The organism is Anaplasma capra, assembly GCF_025628805.1.
Taxonomy (GTDB): Bacteria; Pseudomonadota; Alphaproteobacteria; order Rickettsiales; family Anaplasmataceae; genus Anaplasma; species Anaplasma capra.
The window spans coordinates 1-20,072 of the sequence record NZ_JAOTBG010000018.1; the positions used below are offsets into that span (position 1 = coordinate 1).

The 20,072-nt window shown below is 48.9% G+C and carries 31 protein-coding genes; 28 read left to right on the plus strand and 3 right to left on the minus strand.

From position 1 onward, the window contains the following. Nucleotides 1-57: 57 nt before the first annotated feature. From rpsJ to OC187_RS04480, 28 genes are all read left to right on the plus strand, one after another. Entirely contained in the window at nucleotides 58-375 is a 318-nt protein-coding gene (gene rpsJ / locus OC187_RS04345; RefSeq protein WP_262998304.1) for a 30S ribosomal protein S10, read from the plus strand. A gap of 1 nt (nucleotide 376) precedes the next feature. After that, complete coding sequence (rplC, locus tag OC187_RS04350) at nucleotides 377-1,066, plus strand: 50S ribosomal protein L3 (RefSeq protein ID WP_263008632.1); 690 nt, start codon at nucleotides 377-379, stop codon at nucleotides 1,064-1,066. A gap of 20 nt (nucleotides 1,067-1,086) precedes the next feature. Then, complete coding sequence (gene rplD / locus OC187_RS04355) at nucleotides 1,087-1,713, plus strand: 50S ribosomal protein L4 (protein WP_262998333.1); 627 nt, start codon at nucleotides 1,087-1,089, stop codon at nucleotides 1,711-1,713. Continuing rightward, nucleotides 1,706-1,993 carry a 50S ribosomal protein L23 gene (locus OC187_RS04360; protein WP_262998306.1) on the plus strand — a complete coding sequence of 96 codons (288 nt, stop codon included), beginning with the start codon at nucleotides 1,706-1,708 and terminating at the stop codon, nucleotides 1,991-1,993. Before rplD ends, OC187_RS04360 begins: the two co-directional genes overlap by 8 nt. Then, nucleotides 1,990-2,829: a 50S ribosomal protein L2 gene (rplB, locus tag OC187_RS04365; RefSeq protein ID WP_262998307.1), complete on the plus strand. Its 840-nt coding sequence runs from the start codon at nucleotides 1,990-1,992 to the stop codon at nucleotides 2,827-2,829. The genes OC187_RS04360 and rplB overlap by 4 nt, the downstream gene beginning before the upstream one ends. A gap of 3 nt (nucleotides 2,830-2,832) precedes the next feature. Then, nucleotides 2,833-3,117, plus strand: coding sequence for a 30S ribosomal protein S19 (rpsS, locus tag OC187_RS04370; RefSeq protein ID WP_262998308.1), 285 nt, complete (start codon nucleotides 2,833-2,835; stop codon nucleotides 3,115-3,117). A gap of 1 nt (nucleotide 3,118) precedes the next feature. Next, nucleotides 3,119-3,457: a 50S ribosomal protein L22 gene (gene rplV / locus OC187_RS04375; RefSeq protein ID WP_262998309.1), complete on the plus strand. Its 339-nt coding sequence runs from the start codon at nucleotides 3,119-3,121 to the stop codon at nucleotides 3,455-3,457. Nucleotides 3,458-3,460: 3 nt separating this feature from the next. Next, entirely contained in the window at nucleotides 3,461-4,096 is a 636-nt protein-coding gene (rpsC, locus tag OC187_RS04380; protein WP_262998310.1) for a 30S ribosomal protein S3, read from the plus strand. A gap of 12 nt (nucleotides 4,097-4,108) precedes the next feature. Continuing rightward, on the plus strand, nucleotides 4,109-4,522 hold the full coding sequence (gene rplP, locus OC187_RS04385) for a 50S ribosomal protein L16 (RefSeq protein WP_262998334.1): 414 nt from the start codon (nucleotides 4,109-4,111) through the stop codon (nucleotides 4,520-4,522). Nucleotides 4,523-4,524: 2 nt separating this feature from the next. Continuing rightward, a complete protein-coding gene (gene rpmC / locus OC187_RS04390; protein ID WP_262998311.1) occupies nucleotides 4,525-4,731 on the plus strand; it encodes a 50S ribosomal protein L29 in 207 nt (68 codons plus the stop codon). Beyond that, a complete protein-coding gene (gene rpsQ / locus OC187_RS04395; protein WP_262998312.1) occupies nucleotides 4,724-4,954 on the plus strand; it encodes a 30S ribosomal protein S17 in 231 nt (76 codons plus the stop codon). The genes rpmC and rpsQ overlap by 8 nt, the downstream gene beginning before the upstream one ends. Nucleotides 4,955-4,963: 9 nt before the next feature. Next, the gene (rplN, locus tag OC187_RS04400; protein ID WP_262998313.1) at nucleotides 4,964-5,323 is read left to right on the plus strand and encodes a 50S ribosomal protein L14; all 360 of its coding nucleotides are present in this window, start codon (nucleotides 4,964-4,966) and stop codon (nucleotides 5,321-5,323) included. After that, entirely contained in the window at nucleotides 5,323-5,637 is a 315-nt protein-coding gene (rplX, locus tag OC187_RS04405; protein WP_262998314.1) for a 50S ribosomal protein L24, read from the plus strand. The genes rplN and rplX overlap by 1 nt, the downstream gene beginning before the upstream one ends. A 6-nt stretch (nucleotides 5,638-5,643) precedes the next feature. Continuing rightward, nucleotides 5,644-6,177: a 50S ribosomal protein L5 gene (gene rplE / locus OC187_RS04410; protein WP_262998315.1), complete on the plus strand. Its 534-nt coding sequence runs from the start codon at nucleotides 5,644-5,646 to the stop codon at nucleotides 6,175-6,177. Nucleotides 6,178-6,194: 17 nt separating this feature from the next. Then, nucleotides 6,195-6,500 (plus strand): 30S ribosomal protein S14, encoded by a 306-nt coding sequence (rpsN, locus tag OC187_RS04415; protein WP_262998316.1) that lies wholly within the window; start codon nucleotides 6,195-6,197, stop codon nucleotides 6,498-6,500. Between the two features lie 24 nt (nucleotides 6,501-6,524). Then, nucleotides 6,525-6,926 carry a 30S ribosomal protein S8 gene (gene rpsH / locus OC187_RS04420; protein WP_262998317.1) on the plus strand — a complete coding sequence of 134 codons (402 nt, stop codon included), beginning with the start codon at nucleotides 6,525-6,527 and terminating at the stop codon, nucleotides 6,924-6,926. A gap of 12 nt (nucleotides 6,927-6,938) precedes the next feature. Continuing rightward, entirely contained in the window at nucleotides 6,939-7,484 is a 546-nt protein-coding gene (gene rplF / locus OC187_RS04425) for a 50S ribosomal protein L6 (RefSeq protein WP_262998318.1), read from the plus strand. Nucleotides 7,485-7,500: 16 nt separating this feature from the next. Then, complete coding sequence (rplR, locus tag OC187_RS04430; RefSeq protein WP_262998319.1) at nucleotides 7,501-7,866, plus strand: 50S ribosomal protein L18; 366 nt, start codon at nucleotides 7,501-7,503, stop codon at nucleotides 7,864-7,866. Nucleotides 7,867-7,874: 8 nt separating this feature from the next. Next, nucleotides 7,875-8,399, plus strand: coding sequence for a 30S ribosomal protein S5 (gene rpsE / locus OC187_RS04435; RefSeq protein ID WP_262998320.1), 525 nt, complete (start codon nucleotides 7,875-7,877; stop codon nucleotides 8,397-8,399). 13 nt (nucleotides 8,400-8,412) lie between these two features. Further along, a complete protein-coding gene (rplO, locus tag OC187_RS04440) occupies nucleotides 8,413-8,856 on the plus strand; it encodes a 50S ribosomal protein L15 (protein ID WP_262998321.1) in 444 nt (147 codons plus the stop codon). 22 nt (nucleotides 8,857-8,878) lie between these two features. Further along, complete coding sequence (secY, locus tag OC187_RS04445) at nucleotides 8,879-10,180, plus strand: preprotein translocase subunit SecY (RefSeq protein ID WP_263008633.1); 1,302 nt, start codon at nucleotides 8,879-8,881, stop codon at nucleotides 10,178-10,180. After that, on the plus strand, nucleotides 10,162-10,812 hold the full coding sequence (locus OC187_RS04450) for an adenylate kinase family protein (protein WP_262998323.1): 651 nt from the start codon (nucleotides 10,162-10,164) through the stop codon (nucleotides 10,810-10,812). The genes secY and OC187_RS04450 overlap by 19 nt, the downstream gene beginning before the upstream one ends. A 67-nt stretch (nucleotides 10,813-10,879) precedes the next feature. Beyond that, on the plus strand, nucleotides 10,880-11,251 hold the full coding sequence (gene rpsM / locus OC187_RS04455; protein WP_262998324.1) for a 30S ribosomal protein S13: 372 nt from the start codon (nucleotides 10,880-10,882) through the stop codon (nucleotides 11,249-11,251). 9 nt (nucleotides 11,252-11,260) lie between these two features. After that, complete coding sequence (rpsK, locus tag OC187_RS04460) at nucleotides 11,261-11,635, plus strand: 30S ribosomal protein S11 (RefSeq protein WP_262998325.1); 375 nt, start codon at nucleotides 11,261-11,263, stop codon at nucleotides 11,633-11,635. A gap of 21 nt (nucleotides 11,636-11,656) precedes the next feature. Continuing rightward, nucleotides 11,657-12,754, plus strand: a complete 1,098-nt coding sequence (locus tag OC187_RS04465; RefSeq protein WP_262998326.1) for a DNA-directed RNA polymerase subunit alpha — start codon at nucleotides 11,657-11,659, stop codon at nucleotides 12,752-12,754. A gap of 39 nt (nucleotides 12,755-12,793) precedes the next feature. Further along, the gene (rplQ, locus tag OC187_RS04470) at nucleotides 12,794-13,192 is read left to right on the plus strand and encodes a 50S ribosomal protein L17 (protein ID WP_262998328.1); all 399 of its coding nucleotides are present in this window, start codon (nucleotides 12,794-12,796) and stop codon (nucleotides 13,190-13,192) included. A gap of 3 nt (nucleotides 13,193-13,195) precedes the next feature. Next, nucleotides 13,196-15,568, plus strand: a complete 2,373-nt coding sequence (gene pheT, locus OC187_RS04475; protein WP_262998329.1) for a phenylalanine--tRNA ligase subunit beta — start codon at nucleotides 13,196-13,198, stop codon at nucleotides 15,566-15,568. 195 nt (nucleotides 15,569-15,763) lie between these two features. Next, the gene (locus tag OC187_RS04480; protein ID WP_262998330.1) at nucleotides 15,764-17,896 is read left to right on the plus strand and encodes a ComEC/Rec2 family competence protein; all 2,133 of its coding nucleotides are present in this window, start codon (nucleotides 15,764-15,766) and stop codon (nucleotides 17,894-17,896) included. A gap of 96 nt (nucleotides 17,897-17,992) precedes the next feature. Here the strand turns inward: OC187_RS04480 and OC187_RS04485 are convergent, their stop codons facing one another. The 3 genes from OC187_RS04485 to rpmH are packed head-to-tail and all read right to left on the minus strand — an operon-like array spanning nucleotide 17,993 to nucleotide 19,823. Further along, nucleotides 17,993-19,315 carry an alanine:cation symporter family protein gene (locus OC187_RS04485; protein ID WP_396124739.1) on the minus strand — a complete coding sequence of 441 codons (1,323 nt, stop codon included), beginning with the start codon at nucleotides 19,313-19,315 and terminating at the stop codon, nucleotides 17,993-17,995. Between the two features lie 8 nt (nucleotides 19,316-19,323). Next, nucleotides 19,324-19,698, minus strand: a complete 375-nt coding sequence (gene rnpA, locus OC187_RS04490) for a ribonuclease P protein component (RefSeq protein ID WP_262998331.1) — start codon at nucleotides 19,696-19,698, stop codon at nucleotides 19,324-19,326. Then, the gene (gene rpmH / locus OC187_RS04495) at nucleotides 19,689-19,823 is read right to left on the minus strand and encodes a 50S ribosomal protein L34 (RefSeq protein ID WP_262998332.1); all 135 of its coding nucleotides are present in this window, start codon (nucleotides 19,821-19,823) and stop codon (nucleotides 19,689-19,691) included. The genes rnpA and rpmH overlap by 10 nt, the downstream gene beginning before the upstream one ends. Nucleotides 19,824-20,072: the final 249 nt, after the last annotated feature.

A 20,072-nucleotide genomic window follows, 5' to 3' on the forward strand; every position in this document is an offset into this window, starting at 1 on the left:
GAGGGTGGTAGAACTGTCGGCTCGGGCATCATAACTGAGATTTTGGAGTAGTGGTCTATGGTGACGCAGAAGATATACATTGAGCTCAAAGCGTTTGACCACTGTTTGCTCGATAGGTCTGCTCGCAACATAATAATGATTGCGAGAAGGAGCGGGGCGAAGGTCGATGGTCCCGTGTTCTTTCCCCGTAGAATCGCCAGGTTCATTGTGAATCGCTCTACTCATGTCGATAAAAAGTCTAGGGAGCAGTTCGAGATTAGAACTCATAAGAGGCTTATTAGTCTGCCCAAGGCTAACCCTGCCATACTTCAGGCTCTTATGGGCTTGCAGTTGCCTGCTGGTGTTGATGTTAAGGTTAAGGTTGTAGGGGGGTAACGTGGCAGCCAGGAGTGGAGTGGGTTTATTGATGAAGAAGGTCGGTACCACTGCGGTATTTGGCGCCGCAGGCGCTAGGGTTCCAGTAACCTTGTTGTTGCTTGAGGATACCTTCGTTGTTGAGGTGAAGAAAAAGGACGTGCACGGGTACAATGCAGTTGTTTTGGGTGTACGCCGGCCTGGGCGCATCAACAAACCGCAGGTATGTGCGCTCAGGAAGAAGGGGATAGAGGTGGATTGCCACTTGTTCGAATCTCGAGTTGATACGGTCGATGGGATTGAGCCTGGAAGTAAGATTCTGGTGGATCGCTTTTTTCAGGACCAATTTGTGGATGTCGCCGGTCTCTCTATAGGTAAGGGTTTTGCTGGTGTTATGAAGAGGCACAACTTTGGGGGGCTGTGTGCGTCTCATGGTGTTTCTATATCCCATAGATCTCAGGGTTCTACTGGGCAATGCCAGGATCCCGGCAGGGTGTTTAAGGGTAAGAAGATGGCGGGGCGCATGGGCGGCAGCATGTCTGTTACGCAAAACCTCAGGGTTGTTCTTGTGGATCCCGAAGAGTCGCTGCTTGTTGTTGCGGGTAACAATGTTCCTGGGTCCTGTGGGTCGTATGTGTTGGTGAGGGATGCTGTAAAGAAGCCAGTTCCAGTCGGCGGCGCGTCTAGTTCTTCCATAGGTGCTACTAGTTGAGTGAAAGGTTGAGGGCGTTTATGGAAGTCAATGTTGTGAATATCAAGAATGAGGTTGTTGGCCGAGTTGAGCTGAGCCCTGCGGTGTTTGGTGTGCAGCCCCGGAACGATATACTTAAGGATGTGGTAAATTGGCAGCTTGCCAAGAGACGCTCGGGTACGCGCAAAACCAGGTGCATATCCGATGTGTCTGGTACGACTGCAAAGCCCTACAGGCAAAAGCATACGGGTAGGGCGCGTCAGGGTAGTCTGCGCAGTCCGCAATTCCGCGGTGGGGCCGTTATTTTCGGTCCTGTGAGCAGGAGTCACGCGCATTCTTTGAACAAAAAGGTTCGAAGGTTGGGATTGAAAGTTGCGCTGTCCATGAAGGTTTCTAGTGGAAAACTTGTGGTGCTCGACGATTCCGGTCTACTGCTTGAGAAAACAGCTGAGGCGCGTGCGGCTTTTGGCAATTTCGGTGCGCATAGGTCCTATCTCGTTGTTGCTGAGGAGTATAAGGACAAGGTAATGTGTGCGTGCAGGAACCTCCCCAATGTCGATCTGTTGCGGTATCAGGGCATAAATGTCCTGGACATATTGCGGCACGATTGCGTTATCCTGACCGTTGGCACCGTTCGGTGTCTCGAAAGTAGGTTGTGTAATGGATAGTCTTTCAGTTATTGTCTCACCTGTAATCACGGAGAAATCAGTCTCACTAAGTGAGGGATGTAACAGGTATGCTGTCTATGTGGCGATTGGTGCCGCAAAGCCCCAGATCAGGCGTGCAATAAAGCTGCTGTGTGGGGAGGATCCCCTGGATGTATGCTCGCTCAGGGTTAAGGGGAAGAGCAAGCGCTGTAGAGGGATTTTTGGTAAGAGAAAGGACAGGAAGAAAGTGTATTTTTCACTGCCCAAAGGTAAGGGATTCGAGATTGTGGAGGTGAAATGAGTCTTAAGGTTTTGAATCCTGTTACCTCCGCCTCGAGGGGTACTGTTCTGGTGGACAGGTTTTCTCTGTGGGAAGGTAAGCCGGAGAAGTCCTTGGTGTGTGGCAGGGTTTCAAGTGGTGGTAGAAATTCCCGGGGGGTTATCACTGTTCGTCACCGCGGTGGTGGGCACAAGCGGATGTACAGAGTAGTAGACTTCAAGAGAAATAAGGACGGCATTCCAGCTGTTGTGCAGCGCTTGGAATACGACCCGAATCGAACTGCCTTTTTGGCGTTGATTAAATACGAAGATGGGCAGCTGTCTTATATTTTGGCTCCCGATGGGCTGAAGGTCTCCGATGTAGTTGTGTCTGGTGCGGGTTCTGACGTGCTCCCGGGGAACTGTTTGCAGTTGGGCTCTGTGCCGGCGGGAACTTTTGTGCACAATGTGGAGCTCAGACCAGGTGGTGGTGGAGTAATAGCTAGGGCAGCCGGTAATTACGCTCAGGTTATGGGTAGAGATGGTGCGTATGTGCTGCTTAGGTTGGGTTCCGGTGAAGTGAGGAAGATTCTTGCATTGTGTAGAGCCACGGTGGGTATAGTATCAAACTTGAATAATCAGAATATCAAGCTCGGTAAAGCAGGTAGAAGGAGGTGGCTTGGCGTTAGACCTACAGTCCGCGGAGTTGCCATGAACCCCGTAGATCATCCGCATGGTGGTGGTGAGGGTAAAACTTCTGGTGGTAGGAATTCTGTTACTCCGTGGGGTGTGCCTACAAAGGGTAAGAAGACCCGGAAACGTGGCAGGCATAGTGACAAATATATTAAAGTTTCGTCTGTCAGAAGAAGAGGTAGGTAGTTTATGTCTAGGTCTGTTAAAAAACCTCCCTTTTGTGCGCCGCATGTGCTTCGCTTGGCTAATAGGGCTATCTCTTCCAATAGGAGCAATGTGATAATCAACATACACTCGAGGTCCTCTGTAATCTTACATAAGTTTATAGGGCTGACTTTCGGGGTGCACAACGGGAAGACCTATATACCCGTGAAGGTCACCGATAACATAGTGGGGCGCAAGTTCGGCGAGTTCTCTCCTACCAGGCGATTCCTGGGGCATGCGGGTGATAAGAAGGTGTCTAGGAGGGGTTAATATGGCTACCGTTATCAGTGCTAAGGGGTCTGGGCTCAGGTCCACGCCTTCTAAGTTGAATTTGGTTGCAGATCTAATCAGGGGTCAGGATGTGTCTGCGGCCGTCGTGCACTTAAAGTTTTGTAGGAAGAAAGCAGCTTCCCTTGTTGAGAAGGTGCTTAAATCTGCTGTAGCCAATGCCCAGGCCAACTACGGAGTGGACCTGGACAGCTTATATGTAAAAGAGGTCCTGGTGGGCAAGTCTTTCACCTTGCGCAGAGTTCAGCCTAGGGCACGTGGTAAGGCATGTAGGATAAGGAAGCGCTACGGTAGCGTCGTTATTAGATTGTTGGAAAGGTAACTTATGGGGCAGAAATCTAATCCTGTCGGATTAAGGTTAAAAATAGTAGGAACTTGGGATTCGCTATGGTACGCTAACGGGGGTTATGCGTCCAAGCTGCATGAGGACCTGCTGCTGCGGAGCTTCGTCAAGAAGACCTTCCATCACGCCGCTGTTAGCCGGGTGGTTATCGCCAGGAAAGTTGATGCTGTAATAATCAACATACACTCTGCGCGGCCTGGGGTTATCATAGGTAAGAAGGGTACCGATATAGACAGGGTGAGGCAGAAAATTGCTAAGATGATCAACCATGATGTGGAGCTTCACATAGTGGAGGTGAAAAAGCCTGATCTGAAGGCGGCACTCATAGCTGAGAACATAGCGCAGCAGCTGGAGAAGAGGGTGTCTTTCAGGAGGGCCATGAAGAGAGGTGTTCAGAATTGCTTGAAGCTAGGGGCAAAAGGGATTAAGGTCAGTTGCTCTGGAAGGTTAGGTGGAGCGGAGATCGCTAGGACTGAGTGGTACAAGGAAGGTAGCGTACCCCTGCACACTTTCAGGGCCAACATAGACTACAGTTGCGCCGAGGCCAAGACTGTATACGGTATTGTTGGCGTTAAGGTTTGGGTGCATGTTGGTGACACCAGAGCCGGTATAGAGTGAGATGTAGTTATGTTGTTTGTACCGAAAAAGACCAAGTACTCTAAAAGCTTTAAGGGGCGCATTAAGGGTCATACTAAGGGTGGAAGCGAGTTGGCCTTTGGCTCGTGCGGGCTTAAGGCTTTGGAGCCATGCAGGTTAACGTCAAAGCAGATTGAGTCTGCTAGGCGCAGTATATCTAGAAGTCTTAGGCGTGTGGGCAAGGTGTGGATAAGGGTGTTTTGCCACGTTCCTGTAAGTAAGAAGCCTGTTGATGTCCGTATGGGTAAGGGCAAGGGTAGTACAGAGATGTGGGTGTGCAGGGTGCAGCCTGGTAGGGTTCTGTTCGAGATAGGAGGAGTTCCATCTGTTTTGGCTAGGGAGGCCCTCAGAAAAGCGAGGTCGAAGTTGCCCATGAGGTGTTGTTATGTTGAAGATGGGTTGAGGTAAGTATGGGTTCTTCTGCTGATATGGAGGGGAAATCTTCCAAAGAGTTGCGCGAGAAGCTGGCGTCCTTGCGCAGGGACTTGGTTGCACAAGTGTTTGAAAGCAAGGGTGGTGGGTCGACCAACAGTGCTCGCAGGGGTGTGACTAAAAAGGAGATAGCCCGAGTGCTTACTGTGTTGAGCTTGAGAAGAATAAGGGGTGGCGATGTCTAAGGGGGTCCTGGTAGGTATCGTTACTGATGCTAGACGCGATAAGACTGTGAAGGTCTCAGTCTGCCGCATGGTTCATCACAAAGTGTACGAGAAAATCGTGAAGAAGCGTAGGACTTACTCCGTGCATGATGAGCACAACAAGTACAAGCGTGGTGATGTGGTGAAAATAAAGGAGTATATCCCCGTTTCTGCCACCAAGAGGTGGATTGTGGTGGATGATTAGGGGTTTACTATGATACAGAAGAATGCGATTTTAGATGTAGCTGACAACTCCGGCGCTCGTAGGGTGCTCTGTATAGGGTTTTTGGGCGGAAAGAGGTGTGCTTCGGTTGGGGACGTGATAGTTGTTTCTGCCAGGGCTGTTGTTCCCAGAGGGAAGGTGAGCAAGGGCAAGGTCTACAAGGCGGTTGTCGTGAGGACCAAAGGCCCTATTCGCAGGTTGGATGGCAGTGTTATCCGGTTTTCTAGTAACGCTGTTGTGTTGGTGAATGACCAAGGTGACCCCTTGGGTACCAGGGTTTTTGGTCCTGTTAGGAAGCTGCCCGTTGGCGAGTTTACCAAGGTGATGTCTTTGGCTGTGGAGGTGTTGTAGTGGCTAAGATTGTTAGCGGAGACGACGTGATCGTCATAGCTGGGGGCGACAAAGGTAAGGTTGGCAAGGTTGTCAAGGTTTTGAGAAAGGGTAAGCACGTTCTCGCTAAAGTTGCAGGGGTGGCTCTCTGTAGGAAAAGCGTTAAGCCTTCCAAAGATAGAGAAGGTGGCGTTTTTAGTGTAGAAAGGTTTGTGAACATCTCCAATGTCGCTTTTTTCGACAGTGAAACTGGTGTGCGTGCCAAGGTGGGTTACAAATTTGTAGACGGAAAGAAGGTGCGGTATCTAAAGAGTTCTGGCAGGGTGTTGAGTTAGGTTTATATGCTAGGAAGTGTATGTAAGGAGGCTGTGGCGAAGTCTCTTATGAGTAAGCTGGGGCGCAGTAGTGTCATGCAGGTGCCTAGGGTGGTTAAGGTTTGCCTTAACATGGGTATTGGTGTTGCGGCCATGGACAGCAAGGTTATAGATTCGTGTAGCAGGGATCTAGCTCTGATATCTGCGCAAAAGCCCGTGGTGACTCGTGCCAGACGGTCCATTGCTGGTTTCAAGATACGTAAGGGGTTTCCGGTGGGTTGTATGGTCACCCTTAGGGGTAAGAGGATGTATGAGTTTCTTGATAGACTTGTAAATGTGGCTCTTCCGCGTGAGCGGGACTTTAGAGGGTTGTCTATGTCGCAGTTTGATGGGCATGGGAATATATCTTTTGGGGTAAAGGAACACATATCTTTCCTTGAGGTGGACTACGACAAAATAGATAAGGTTCGCGGTTTGGACGTAAGCGTAGTTACTACCGCGACAAGTGATCAAGATGCCAAGGCTTTGCTTATAGAGTTGGGATTTCCTTTTATGAATTAGGTAGGTGGGGGGTTGTAGTGTCTAAAAAGTCCGTGGTGCAGAGAAATCTTAAGCGTATCGCTATTTCTGCGCGGTCATCGGAGAAGAGGCGTGCTCTGGTGCGTATTATAAAGGATGAATCTTTACCCATGGCTGAGAGGTTTGCTGCTCAGGTGAAGCTTTCCAAGATGCCCAGGGATTCTTCGTATATTAGGGTTAGGAATAGGTGTCTCATTACTGGAAGGCCCCGCGGTTACTACAGGAAGTTCATGGTGTCTCGTATAGTGCTACGCCAGCTTGGTTCAGTGGGGCAAGTACCCGGCTTGACGAAGTCGAGCTGGTAGGTATATGAAGAAGGGAGGTTAGTTGTGTCGTTGTCCGATCCGGTCGCTGATTTTTTGACTCGCCTGCGTAATGGGCAGAAGGGTATGAATAAGGCTGTGTCCGTGCCGCGCTCTAAGATAGTTAAAGCGATATTGGAGATTTTGCTTGCAGAGGGTTATATAGAAGGTTTTAGTGAGGAGGAGTCTAAAAGCCCCGGGATCTGGAACTTCAAGGTGGATTTGAAGTACTACAATTGTGCTCCCGTCATCAAGAAGATAGTTCGTGTTTCTCGTCCAGGTAAGAGGGTATACTCTTCCGCAGATAGGTTGCCGAAGTTCTACAATGGCCTTGGCGTATACATAGTGTCAACGTCACAGGGGGTGATGTTGGATTACAAGGCGCGTAAGCTGGGCATCGGTGGAGAGATTTTGTGTGGCGTTTTTTAGGGAGAGTTTCTTGTGTCTAGAATCGGGGCTATGCCCATAGAGATTCCTGAGGGTGTAAAGATTGATGTGCACGATGGGGGGTCTGTGACTGTCGTTGGTAAGGGCGGGAAGACTTCTGCCTTCGTTCTTTGTCACGGTATAAAGGCCGTGCTCGATGGCAATGCTCTGCTGCTCGTTAACGAGAAGCAGTCTTCTCCTAGGGCGAAGGTAATGTGGGGTTCTTATCGCAGCAACATAAACAGCGCCATCGAGGGGCTGTCCAAGGGGTTTTCAGTTGAGCTTGAAGTCAGTGGTGTTGGTTACAGAGTGGTATGTGACGACAAGTACCTGTCGATGTTTGTGGGGTTTAGCCACGGGGTAAAGTACGTGATCCCTGAGGGGATAGAAATTAAGTGCCCCAAGCCCTCTCAGCTCGTTGTCAGGGGTTCCGACAAAGTTAAGGTGCACATGGTGGCGGCTGATATATGCTCAATAAGGCGGTACGATCCATACAAGGGTAAGGGCATATCCGTGAAGGGAGAATACGTATATCGGAAGGAAGTGAGTAAGAAGAAGTAGATAAGTGAGTCTGACTATGTCGTTGTTTGATTTAAGAAGGGCAGAAAGGCGCAAGAGGCGGGTTAGGATGAAACTTAGGTCGCTGTCGGCTGTACGACTTTCCGTATTTAGGTCCAATAGGCACTTTTACGCGCAGCTTATAGATGATGAGAAGGGCGCGACTTTGGCGGCTGCCTCCACTCTGGAACCTGATGTCTTGGCTGTGGCAAAGAGGAGGGTAAACTCTGAGTCCGCGAAGATGGTTGCTAGATTGTTTGCTAGTCGCTTGGGTAGCCTGGATGCTGGCTACCACAGGTTTGTGCTGGACCGCGGTTCCTGTAAATACATAGGTGTAGTGGCCGCGTTTGCTGATGAGTTGCGAAGTCTTGGTTTCAAGTTTTAGGGTGTTTGATGAGTATTGATAAGAAGCAGCGTACTGCACACGATTCCCACGATTTGTCAGAGCTATTGGTGTCAGTGCGCAGGGTTTCGAAGGTTGTCAAGGGAGGAAGACGATTTTCCTTTTCTGTGCTCGTTGTGGTGGGTGACGAAAAGGGTAGAGTGGGCTGCGGTATGGGTAAGCACGCTGAGGTTTCTGAAGCCAAAATAAAGGCGGTGAGCGCAGCAAAGAAGAGCATGATAAGAGTATATCTCCGCGAGTCTAGGACACTTCATCATGATATAGAAGCGAAGTTCTGTGCCAGCAGGGTGGTCCTCAGGTCTGCCAGAGTTGGTACGGGAATTATTGCAGGAGGTTCAGTTAGGGCAGTTTTTGAGGTACTAGGTGTACAGGATGTGGTTGCGAAGATTATAGGGTCTTCGAATCCTCACAGCGTAATTTATGCCGTATTTTCTGCTTTTAGGAATATGCTGTCTCCTAAGCAGGTTGCGGGTAAGAGGAGTAGGAAGGTCGGTGAGGTTATAGAGAATCGATGATCGGTGTTGTAATATGAAATTAAACGAGTTGTTTGCCGGTCTGCCCAGGCGTAAGAAGCCTAAAGTTTTGGGTAGGGGCCTAGGCTGCGGTAAAGGTAAAACCTCTGGTAGGGGGCATAAGGGCCAGAAAGCTAGGTCTGGGTGTTCGGTCAACGGATTCGAAGGGGGGCAGCAGCCTATATTCACTCGTCTTCCCAAAAGAGGGTTCAGATCCATGTCACGCGTCAAGTATGAGATAGTGAATCTTGGTGCTATACAGAGGCTGATTGACGAGAAAAAAATAGACGATGCTTCTAATATTAGCAAGGAGCTCTTGGCGGAATTAGGTGTGATATCCTCGTCTAGGAGCAAGGTTAAAATTCTTGGAAAGGGCAAGCTGAAGGCGAAAAAAGTAGGAATAGGCTATGACGCTGTGTCCAAGACTGCTGAGAAGAAGGTCTCCTCGTTAGGGGGTTGATGTATTTTTGGGAAGGTTTGTTGTGAGTGCGAGTTCGCGAAGCGATATTGGACTGCTCCGGAAATTTGGATTCACACTACTCGCTTTGGTAGTGTACCGCTTGGGGACTTATATACCGATTCCTGGGGTCAATCCAGGTGTAATAGAGAGGATAGTGTCGAGCCACTCCACTGGCGTATTGGGGATATTTAACGTATTTTCCGGTGGCGCGTTGGGTAGGATGACCATATTTGCGCTCAACGTTATGCCCTATATAGTCTCATCAATCATAGTACAGTTGCTTTCTGTTGCAGTGCCAGCCCTGAACGAGATGCGACAGGATGGTGAGCTCGGCAGGATGCGAATAAGCACCTACACGAGATATCTCGCTGTGGTTTTCTCCATTGTTCAGGGGCTAGTTATACTGATAGGGCTGGAGCACATGAACTCAGATGAGGTGATGGTAGTTATAGATCCGGGGATAATGTTTCGGGTTGTGGGGATTAGCAGCCTGCTCGCTGGTACAATGTTTTTGCTTTGGCTCGGGGAGGGAATTAGCTCAAGGGGGATAGGCAACGGAATTTCCCTGATAATTTTCGTGGGGATAATCTCCGAGTTGCCCAGCTCACTATCCTCGGTGTTCTTGTTGGGGAAGAATGGGGAGATTTCGGGATTCGCAGTTCTGTCCATATTGGCGGCGTTTTTTGTACTATTCCTACTTATAATTTTTTTCGAGAGATCGTATAGAAAGGTTTTTGTTCAGTACCCCAAAAGACAAACCGGAGGCCGTTTTTATAACAGTGACTCAAGCTACATTCCGCTAAAGATCAACATCTCCGGTGTGATACCTCCCATTTTTGCTAATGCTCTACTTCTATCTTTCATTACTCTTGTAAGATTTCACTCCGGTTCTGAGTGGGCGGATACGCTGCTTGGATACTTCTCCTCTGAGGGTGTTGTGTACGTGACTGTCTACATAGCGCTGATAATGTTCTTCACTTTCTTCTACACCTCTCTGGTATTTGATACGAAGGAAACATCGGAAATGCTAAAGAAGAACGGCGGATTCGTACCCGGTAAGCGTCCTGGCAAGGCGACTCAGGAGTATTTTGACCAAGTGATAGGGAAGATTACGGTTTTAGGTGCGGTGTACCTGTCCGTTGTATGCGTAGTTCCGGAAGTTATCAGGTACTACTGTGCGGTGTCATTTACCCTGGGGGGCACCAGCTTTTTGATCATCGTAAACGTAATAAACGATACATTCTCTCAAGTTCAGACTCAAGTGTACTCTGGCAGGTACAGTGCATTGATTAAGAAGTCCGAGCTATGGAAAAGAGTAAAATAAACTTGCTCATTTTCGGAGCCCCGGGCTCTGGTAAGGGGACGCAAGCTCGTATGTTGGCCAGACACCTTGATGGGTTGCGGGTGATATCTGCAGGCGATTTGCTACGTGATGAAATTGGCAAATGCACTGAGATAGGTAAAGAGGTAGAGAGTATAATGCGTGAGGGGCTTCTAGTTAGCGATGCCCTCGTGTGTGAGATGATGTTGAAAAAGCTCAGAGAAGTAGGCCCTGGCTTTCTATTAGATGGCTTTCCGAGAAGTCTGCAGCAAGCCGAGTTTTTATCGGTTGTTTTACAGATACTGGGTTGTAGCATCGATGCAGTGATAAAGTTGGAAGTGGATGTAGAGGTTGTGAGGGATAGGCTGCAGGGGCGCTTGGTGTGCAGGAGTTGTGGCAAGGTGTCCAACATAAGTTTTGGTGAGACCGTGTGCAGCGAGTGTGGGTGTCGTGAATATGTAAGTAGGAGCGACGATGTTGCGGGGACTATCAAGCGTAGAGTTATGGAATATGAGTTTGCGATTGAAGAACTAGAAAGGTATTACGGGACACTGGTGGTCAAGATAGATGGAAATAAATCCGTGGATGAGGTGTTCAGGCTTATAAGAGATAAGGTTGATTCTCTAAATAACTAGTTGACGGTGGGTGGTACATTTGCTATACAGGGGTTCCGTTGGTGTCTTTTAATTCTAGGGGTTCTTAGTGGCGCGTATAGGTGGGGTTAATGTCCCCGTGAATAAGCGTGTTGTAGTCGCATTGACGTACATATATGGTATTGGCCCGTCTTTGGCCGGTAAAATCTGCGACGGCTGTGGTATAAGCCGGGATGCTTTAGTTTCCTCTCTAAGCGATGAAGATGTAGTTAAGATCAGGAACTTCATAAGGTCTGGCTGCGTAGTTGAAGCTGATTTGAGGAAAGAAGTGGCGATGAACATAAAGTTCCTCATGGATATAGGCTGTTATAGGGGTCTGCGTCATAGGAAAAAGCTTCCTGTGCGCGGTCAGAGGACGCACACCAACGCTAGGACCCGTAAGGGTGGTGCCAGGTTGGCGGTTGCTGTCAAGAAGGGGTGATGGGGTTTCATGGCGATAGCTAAGAAAAAAAGAAATGTTGTTGTCGGCAAGGTGCACGTTTGTGCAACCTATAACAATGTTATCGTGACGATTGCTGACCAGCAGGGGCACGTTCTTGTGACTACTTCGGCTGGAGCTTGTAGCTTTAAAGGCTCCAAGAAGGCGACCCCTTACGCTGCTCAGGAGACTGTTGCTAGGGCGGTGAAGGCCGTCATCGCTAAGAATGGCATGAGGACCGTGTCGGTATGTGTATCTGGTCCTGGCGCGGGAAGGGAAGCTGCTATAAGGGCAGTTCAGACCTGCAACCTCAACGTTACGTCCATAAGGGATACTACCAAGCTTCCTCACAATGGATGTAAGCTGCCAAAAAGGCGCAGGGTGTAGTTTTTTGTTTGTGAGAGATTTATGGCGATTTCTGATGGCGGGGATTCCGGTGGTTTGTGTTACGGCAACGAGTTCTCCATATCCGATCACTGGGATAAGTTGACAAAACCTTCTTCCGTAAAGGTTGTGGGTTGTGGCGATGTCTCGCGCTCTGCTGAGCTGGTTATTGAGCCGCTGGAGAGTGGGTTTGCCCTTACTCTTGGCAACGCGCTAAGGCGTGTTATGATGTCCTCCCTGCGGGGGTTTGCTGTGTACGGAATAGAGGTTGAGGGCGTCTCGCATGAGCTAACGTCGATATCTGGGGTCAGGGAAGACGTTGCAGATTTGGTGCTTAACATCAGCATGTTGAGAGTGAAGCTCTTAACTTCTGGGTCCAGGGTCTTGCGCCTTGTTGCTAAGGGTCCGGGGGAGATTACTGCGGCGGCCATAGGAGATTCGGAGGGCTGCGTTATCCTGAACAAAGATCTGCATATTTGTACTTTGGGTAAGGATGTTGATTTCAGTGTTAAGATATATGTGAATAGCGGACGGGGTTATGTTCCTGCTTCTGAGTACAGGGCGGCTTCTAGGTCTGGTACTGTGAGTGAAGTTGGTCCTGGTTTCATAGCTACCAATGCTCTGTACAGTCCGGTCAGGAAGGTTGCGTTTAGAATAGAAAGCAGTAGGATAGGTCAGTTCACTGACTACGACAGGCTCATTCTCTCTGTGGATACTGATGGTTCTATATCTCCGGACGAGGCGGTGGCTGTGTCCGCTAGGGTGCTGCAAGACCAGCTGCAGTCGTTTGTGGGCTCTGAGGAGGTGGAAGGAGAGACCAGGAAGAAGGTTGACAAGGAAGAAGGAGCGCTTCCCTACGACCACAACTTGCTTCGTAAGGTTGATGAACTCGAGCTTTCTGTGCGGTCCCACAATTGCTTGAAGAATGACAATATAACTTACATAGGTGACCTGGTCCAGAAGACAGAGTCCGATATGTTGCGGACCCCGAACTTTGGTAGGAAATCTCTGAACGAGATAAATGAGGTTCTGGCGAGTATGAATCTCCATCTTGGCATGAAGGTTCCAAATTGGCCGCCTGAGTCCATTGAAAATCTCAGCAAACAGTACAGCGAGGATTAGCGTGGGTGCTTTGTATATGGATGTGGATGGGGGTCTTTCATGAGGCATGGTGTAAGTTGTAGGAAGTTTTCTCGGCCCACTGCGCATAGGATGTCTATGCTGGCAAATCTTGCGGTATCGCTGGTTCGCCACGAGCGGATCGTCACTACTGTTGCAAAAGCTAAAGATCTTAGGCCCTTTGTGGAGAGGTTGGTAACCATTGCTAGGAAGTATGCTGGGAAGGATTCCGTCCTACACGGACGACGGCTTTTGCTTTCTAGAATGTGTGGGGATCTTGAGGCGGTCAGTAAGTTGCTTGATGTTCTAGCTAAGCGCTATGAACGTACTCCTGGTGGCTATACCCGTATTCTAAAGCACGGATTTCGCAAGGGAGATTGCGCGCCGGTTGCGATCATGGAATTTGTCGGTAGGGAAGAGACTAAGGTGGTTAAGGGCTAGCCCGTGAGGTTCGCGTATTCTTGGCTGCTGGATTACTTAGACACAGGGTGGCCGGCTAGCGCGGTTGTTGATGAGCTGTCTCGTTTGGGTATTGAGTCTGAGCTGCTGTACGATGGGCAGGATCCCTCTTCTGTTTTTGTTGTTGCTAGAGTTGATGAGGTTGCACTTCATCCTTCAGCCGATAGACTGAAGATCTGCAAGATCTTTGATGGCGCGAATTACCTGCAGGTAGTGTGTGCTGCTTCTAATGTTAGGGAAGGCATGTTGGCTGTGCTGGCGCGCTGTGGGGCGGTTATTCCAAGTAGCGGGCTAAAAATCGCCGAGTCAATCATAAGAGAAGTGAAAAGTTGTGGTATGCTCTGTTCCGCAAGCGAACTCGGTGTACAGGGGTATGGAGAGCGGGATTCCTGTATCTTGGACCTTCCAGATTGTGATTACAAGGTTGGGGATAGCTTTTTTCTTCCAGGTCCAATAATTGAGGTTAGCGTCACGCCCAATCGCGGGGACTGCCTGGGTTTGTACGGCATAGCTAGAGAGTTGGCAGCCGCTGGAGTTGGGGTCTTGAAGCCACTTACTATGGGGGGTGATCTGGAGACTTTTGGAAGCCCCAAGATTCAGGTGGAGATGCGTTCCAAAGGCGTGTTTATGGGCAGATACATCAGATCCATCAAGAATACAAATGGCACCCCAAGATGGATACGAGATCGCCTGGTGTCTGCCGGCATAAAGACCGTTTCATGCGCCGTTGATATTGTGAACTACGTCATGCTAGTCCTTAATAGGCCCATGCATGTGTACGATGCCGATAAGATTTGCGGGGGCAAGCTAATTGTTAGCGCATCTTCTGATGCGAATTTTTCTGCGCTTGATGGAAAGGAATATGCCCTGTGCAAAGATAATCTGGTGGTTACGGATGGTTCTGGGGATGTCCACTGTTTGGCAGGCGTTGTAGGCTCAAAGTTAAGCGAGTGTACATTGGATTCAGAAAACATATTTCTGGAATCTGCGTGGTATGATCCCGTCGACATTGTGGTATCGTCACGGAAGATCAAGCTATCTACGGATTCCAGTTATAGGTTTGAGAGGTTTGTCGATCCTGGATGTGTTAGACTTGGCCTAGATTTTGCGGCGCACATGATAATAAAGTACTGTGGTGGCATGGCATCCGATGTTGTGGTATGTGGTGAGGCGCCACCTGAGAATAGGGTGATACCCTTCCATCCGGATTCCGTTGGTTCCGTGTGTAGTGTTGAGATTGCACGCGGGGAAATCCTAAAGATATTGGTCTCGCTGGGTTTTGCTGTGAATTCTGACGAACACCCCTGGGAGGTTTCCGTTCCATCCTGGAGATTGGCCGATGTGCGATCTTCTCTAGACGTGGTAGAGGAGGTTTTGCGGGTGTACGGATACGATAATATTCAAGAACAACGAATTACTCCCGACACGGTAAACTTACCAGAGGCTGAGGACTTGCGTGATGGCAAATTGCGCTTGTCCATGCTGTCCGCAGGGCTTTCTGAGGTTGTCACGTGGTCCTTCATGAGTGGTGCCGTTGCTGCTGAAAGGTTTGGTTATGATGTTGGGCACCTGCGCATAGAAAACCCAGTGAGTAACCAGTTTGACGTTATGCGTCCGACTCTACTGCCAAATTTGTTGCAAGTTGTTGCTAGCAATCAAGCATGCGGGTGTGAGAGTGTGGCGATTTTTGAGCTTGGTGACGCATATAGATCTCTAAGTGGGAGTGAGCACTCAATATGTGGAGTTCGCTCTGGTGACAGTGTTCCCCGTAATCCGCATGTTGCCTCTAGGAAGTTTGATTTTTTTGATGCGAAGTGTGACGCTTTGCAGGTGCTTGCGCAACTGGGTGTTGACAGCAAATCGATTGAACTCAGGGACTGTGCAGGTAGGGACTACATGCACCCGGCAAGATCCGCTGATTTATACTTTCACGATGTACTGTGCGGATATGTTGGTGAGCTGCACCCTGACCTAATTAGTTTTTTTGAAATCAAGTCTACTGCTGTATGCTTTGAGATATTTGTATCCAGCGTTCCGGCCGTGAGTGAAGGCCACATAGGGGATGAATTCCTAGTGCATAAGTACCAACCAGTGAAGAGAGATTTTGCGTTTGTACTAGATAAAAGTGTGCGGTCCCAAACTTTGGTTGACGTGGTGAGCTGTGTTCCAAGTGTCGAGGAAGTTGCAGTTTTTGATATATACAGTGGTGACAACGTACCTGAAGGCAAGGTTTCAATAGCCATTGCTGTTGTTATGTCGTCAAAGATTAGCACCATGACCGAGCATGAGATCAGTAATGTGTCTGCGCGTATTGTTGCTTTAGTGGCGGAAAAGTTGGGTGGTACACTCAGGGCATAATGGGTCACGCCTTGTTGCGCAGTTCGTTGTGTGTCTGGGTGTTATGGACTGCATTGGTGTGAGCTGCAAACAGCGGTTGGCACTCCCTGTTCTTGTGGGTGTCGTTACCATGATTGGATAATGTATTGGTACCGCGATGCTTGATTTATTAAAATTTTAATTTAAATAATAGCCTTTAGATGTGCGACCAGTAAAGTGCAGTCTGTAATTGGGCTAACAGGTAGCAGGGGGTTTTTGCGGCCAATTACGGATGCACTTGCATTACAGGCCTGCAACTTTGCGATATGGATTCCAGTGTTCCAGGCCGTGGGGATCTTGCTTTACTTTTCTCTGGAACGCGAGCCGAGTGTTGCGCTAACAGCCCTTGCTGCCGGTCTGGCCCTTGCGCTCCTGTTAATCGTACTTGTTGATAGAAGATTTTTTCCATTGTTGGGCATAGCGTTCGGGGTACTTGGATTTGTAGGTGCATACTGCAGAACGGTGTCACTTCTTCCCAAAAGTGCGCCACTTGCCACGTTTTACAGAACATACGTCAGAGATGCTACCGGGCTATTGAAAGAGATTGACTACAAGCCTGCATATACTCAGTTACTAATGTGTAATATCAAAAGCGACAAAGTTCAGGACATATGTGCCAGGCTAGCTGTGAGAACTTCTGTTGATTCGGGGATAAGGGTAGGAGACGTACTGATATTCTCCGGGGTAATGTATCCCCCGCGCGTTCCTGTGTCCAAGTATGGCTACGACTTTGCGCGCGTTGCTTACTTTAGGAGTATCCACGCGGTGGGCTTTACGACCTCCCCTGTTAAGTTGCATGAGCGGAGCAGCAAAGTGCTCTTTAAGGAACGAATTGAGAGAATTAGAAACAGGATTTATGAGAGACTTGTTGCTGGGCTTCAAAAAGATTGCGCGGAAATAATGGCTGCGCTGCTGATCGGCAAACGACTGGGCATCAGAAGCGAGATTCTAGATGAGATACGAAATTCTGGGCTCTCGCACCTTTTTGCGATTTCAGGGCTACACCTTTCTTTTGTCGCTGGGATCTTCTTTGTATTTTGCAGGAATGTGCTAGCTCTTTCTGAAACCCTAACTCTCAGCTATAACATAAAGAAATTTGCTTCGGTTGCAGCTGTTGCCGCAAGTTTCTGCTACCTACTGGTTTCCGGAATGCCAGTTTCAGCGTGCAGGGCATTCGTTATGGTGGCTCTAACTTTCATAGGAATAATTATTGATAGACCCAACAGCAACCTGCGCTCCATATCTCTTGCTGCATTCATTATATTGTTGTTCACTCCCGAGGTAATCTTACTGCCAAGCTTTCAGATGTCGTTCGCCGCAGTCATAGCACTAGTCGCTGGTTGTAACTTGGGCAAGATAGTTGCTGCGTGTGGTGTTGTGCGATACCTAATTGCGGCGGCCACGAGCTCCCTTATAGTAAGTATCGCAACAGCTCCGTACATTGTATACCATTTTAACTACTTTTCCATAATTGGGGTAGTGGCCAATATTATTGCCGTACCCGTTACTGCGTTTGCAGTAATTCCCCTAGGGCTTGTGTACCTTGTGATGGACTGCATATCGTCCAGCGTTCTTGTGTCACGTGCACTAGAAGCGTCTGTGGCTGTGATCCTACACACAGCTCATTATGCTGCGAATATTGAATGGCTGATTCCAACTTTGCGTAGTATTCCTGCGAGTGCCGTGTCAGCAACAACGCTTGGACTTCTTGTATTCAGCTGGTGGCGTGGAAGCTTCAAAATCGCATTAGGACTGTTTTTTACCCTACTGGGGTTACTGCTTGCGATTACTTACAGGACTCCGGACATCTTTTTTAGTGTTGATGGGGTGGCGGTGAAGGAGGGTGACGGAAAACTGTATTTTGCAGCGCGGGCAGGGAGCAGACGGGGATTTGCATATTCTGTGTGGGCTAGAGAAAATGGACAGGCTCGTATTGCGGATGGGAGCCTTTTTGGTGGGAAGAAAAAGCGACTAGTGTGTACGGAACGTGGCTGCATATACGATGGTCGAGTATTAATTTCCTGCGATGTTGAGTTTATATCTCAACACTGTTCTGAGGTGGATTTAGTTCTCAATATTGGAGGTTCACGCAACCAGGCGTCGTGCGACCACGTGCCTAGCATTGGGTATAATGATATTAAAAACCGCGGTGTGCATTATGTGTCGCTGAATGAGTCTTTTGTCAAGGTGGAAAGTGCGCGCACTGAGAGGTCCTGGCACCTAAATGCGGCAAGTTTTGTACGAAGAAAAAAATATATGACTAAAACATCAGGGGGACGTGCGGAGCAATGTTTGCCGATTGTTGCATGATTGCGTCCTTGCCGTGCTTGGGTAATTTAAATGCTGTAGATACCCCAAACCTGCCTGGGGCCCTGGGGGTGTTGCCCTAGTGCCGCACTTGAGCTGCTACTTATTAGGGTGCACACCCTCAAACATGTCGCGATACTTCGCCGTCATTATGAGCACACCAATGGTGTTTACTATTATAGCCAGCGAAATTGACAAGTCAGCTACGTCCCAGAGGAGCTTGACGGCGCACACCGACCCCAGGGGAGTAATGGCGATGAAAAACGCGGTCCAAGCTTTTCCGTAGAAATCCTTTTTCAAGACGTACATTATGGTCTCCTTTGAGCACATTAGCCAAGTCAGTACTGTGGTAAATGAAAAACAGAACATAAGTATCACTAGCACATACTCAGTGTAGCCCGTTCCCAAAGTGTTCATAAAAGCGGTGAAGCACATGTTTGTACTTTCTAGTGAAATATCAGACCACACGCCGGTCACGAGCAATACCATGGTTGTCATAAACGCTACCACCGCGACAATAAACGGCGAGATTAGAGATATTAGGCTCTGCTGAACGGCAAACCGCTTGTCGTTATCCTCATTCACCACAAGTGAGTGTATAATACCCTCGAGACCAAGTCCTATGTCAGTCGCAAATATACCGCGCAATGCACCGACTTGTACGACCGCTAGGACCTCTGCAATGAAGGCCAAGGTAACACCATTTTTTAGGCTACCTAGATTTAAGAAACTTGCGAAAATCAGCTCTAGTGAAGGTAAGATATTGCTGTGAAACTTCGCAAGAACGATCACGCACAGTGCAAGGTAAGACAAGGTCATCACCGGGACAACTGAGGACACAGTCTTGGCTATGAAGTTCATGCCTAGAGCGCTGACAAAGAAGAGTACAAGTGTCATGAGCATGCCGGCAACGAGCGGTGACAAGTCCATTAAGTGCATGGGAATGGACAGAGAATTCACCTGAACCAGATTTCCCACGGTTATGGCGCATACCGCAGTTACGATGGCAATGGCAAAAGAGGCCCACGTTCCTAGAGCATGTTTAACGTATACTACCGGCCCGCCAATTATCCTGCCATTTACCGGCATTCTTGTAGCTATGCTTACGTAGCAGTTGGCGTACTTGATTATGGAGGTGACCACTACTATGAGCACCATCCAGACTATGAAGCCCGGCCCGCCTGCTCTAAGTGCCACGGCAGTTCCAGAAATGTTGCCCACTCCCAAATTTCCTCCAACGATTGCACATAGGGCAGCCACGGAAGAGAATTTTTTTCCTTTACCACTTGCAAACAGCGAGGAAATAGCGAGCGGAAGCTTTCGCACCTGCAACCAGCCAGACAAGACGGATAGGTAAAACCCAGTAAACAACAGCATGGCAACTGCTGGAACGCACAAAAAAAAGCTGAGAAAACCCACCATTCCTCCATCTAGCCGGGAAACGACACGTGCAGCTTAAGCTTCCCTAGACATGACACCAGGCTGGACTGCAGCGCTCCAAGCCTAACCTCTGACAATCTACTGCTACTCACTAGGACATAACAAAACCCCTTAGCCGCGTCGGTAGCAACGACATTTTGTGCGACAACCCTAAGACGTCTCCGTATCCTGTTGCGAGTCACAGAGTTGCCGGATTTTTTACTTACGGTAAAGCCAATCCTCACCGGCCCACCACCCTCTGGGGGGTTATCCGGATCCTTCGCAGCTTGCAGTAACAGCCCTCCACTACTCGCGGAACGCCCGCTTAACCTGACGTGTGCGAACTCCCTTCTTTTTTTCAGGGTCACAACTCCCCTCAAGCGCACAACAAGCCCCTCCCCCTAGCGCGCCTTCTGTTAAGAATCTTTCTGCCCCACTTTGTTGACATCCTGGCGCGAAAGCCGTGCCTACGCTTCCTAACAATTCTACTCGGCTGAAACGTCCTCTTCATTGCATCTTATCCAAGGCCAACGACAGCACAGACTATAGTCAATCTCAACTTCTGTCAAGCAATGTACTGATAATATATAACCATTATGCGTGTCTCGGATCTGTGGACTCCAGTTATTCATTCTGCGCACCTTATACAATGGTGATATGTGCCATACACCGGCTGCAGCGCACTTAGGCGACCTTGTCTTTCTTTGGGCAGAAGACTTGGTTTAGAGCTACCCATATGTTCTGCAATATCCAGACTTCT

Coding starts and splice junctions, on each gene's coding strand:
- rpsC (WP_262998310.1), top strand. CDS start 3,461: ATGGGGCAGAAATCTAATCCTGTCGGATTAAGGTTAAAAATAGTAGGA.
- rplO (WP_262998321.1), top strand. CDS start 8,413: ATGAAATTAAACGAGTTGTTTGCCGGTCTGCCCAGGCGTAAGAAGCCT.
- rpsQ (WP_262998312.1), top strand. CDS start 4,724: ATGTCTAAGGGGGTCCTGGTAGGTATCGTTACTGATGCTAGACGCGAT.
- rpsE (WP_262998320.1), top strand. CDS start 7,875: ATGAGTATTGATAAGAAGCAGCGTACTGCACACGATTCCCACGATTTG.
- rplR (WP_262998319.1), top strand. CDS start 7,501: ATGTCGTTGTTTGATTTAAGAAGGGCAGAAAGGCGCAAGAGGCGGGTT.
- OC187_RS04360 (WP_262998306.1), top strand. CDS start 1,706: ATGGATAGTCTTTCAGTTATTGTCTCACCTGTAATCACGGAGAAATCA.
- rplQ (WP_262998328.1), top strand. CDS start 12,794: ATGAGGCATGGTGTAAGTTGTAGGAAGTTTTCTCGGCCCACTGCGCAT.
- rpmC (WP_262998311.1), top strand. CDS start 4,525: ATGGGTTCTTCTGCTGATATGGAGGGGAAATCTTCCAAAGAGTTGCGC.
- rpsK (WP_262998325.1), top strand. CDS start 11,261: ATGGCGATAGCTAAGAAAAAAAGAAATGTTGTTGTCGGCAAGGTGCAC.
- rplV (WP_262998309.1), top strand. CDS start 3,119: ATGGCTACCGTTATCAGTGCTAAGGGGTCTGGGCTCAGGTCCACGCCT.
- rplE (WP_262998315.1), top strand. CDS start 5,644: ATGCTAGGAAGTGTATGTAAGGAGGCTGTGGCGAAGTCTCTTATGAGT.
- rpsJ (WP_262998304.1), top strand. CDS start 58: ATGGTGACGCAGAAGATATACATTGAGCTCAAAGCGTTTGACCACTGT.
- rpmH (WP_262998332.1), bottom strand. CDS start 19,823: ATGAAGAGGACGTTTCAGCCGAGTAGAATTGTTAGGAAGCGTAGGCAC.
- OC187_RS04485 (WP_396124739.1), bottom strand. CDS start 19,315: ATGGTGGGTTTTCTCAGCTTTTTTTTGTGCGTTCCAGCAGTTGCCATG.
- rplN (WP_262998313.1), top strand. CDS start 4,964: ATGATACAGAAGAATGCGATTTTAGATGTAGCTGACAACTCCGGCGCT.
- OC187_RS04465 (WP_262998326.1), top strand. CDS start 11,657: ATGGCGATTTCTGATGGCGGGGATTCCGGTGGTTTGTGTTACGGCAAC.
- rpsS (WP_262998308.1), top strand. CDS start 2,833: ATGTCTAGGTCTGTTAAAAAACCTCCCTTTTGTGCGCCGCATGTGCTT.
- OC187_RS04450 (WP_262998323.1), top strand. CDS start 10,162: ATGGAAAAGAGTAAAATAAACTTGCTCATTTTCGGAGCCCCGGGCTCT.
- rplB (WP_262998307.1), top strand. CDS start 1,990: ATGAGTCTTAAGGTTTTGAATCCTGTTACCTCCGCCTCGAGGGGTACT.
- rplD (WP_262998333.1), top strand. CDS start 1,087: ATGGAAGTCAATGTTGTGAATATCAAGAATGAGGTTGTTGGCCGAGTT.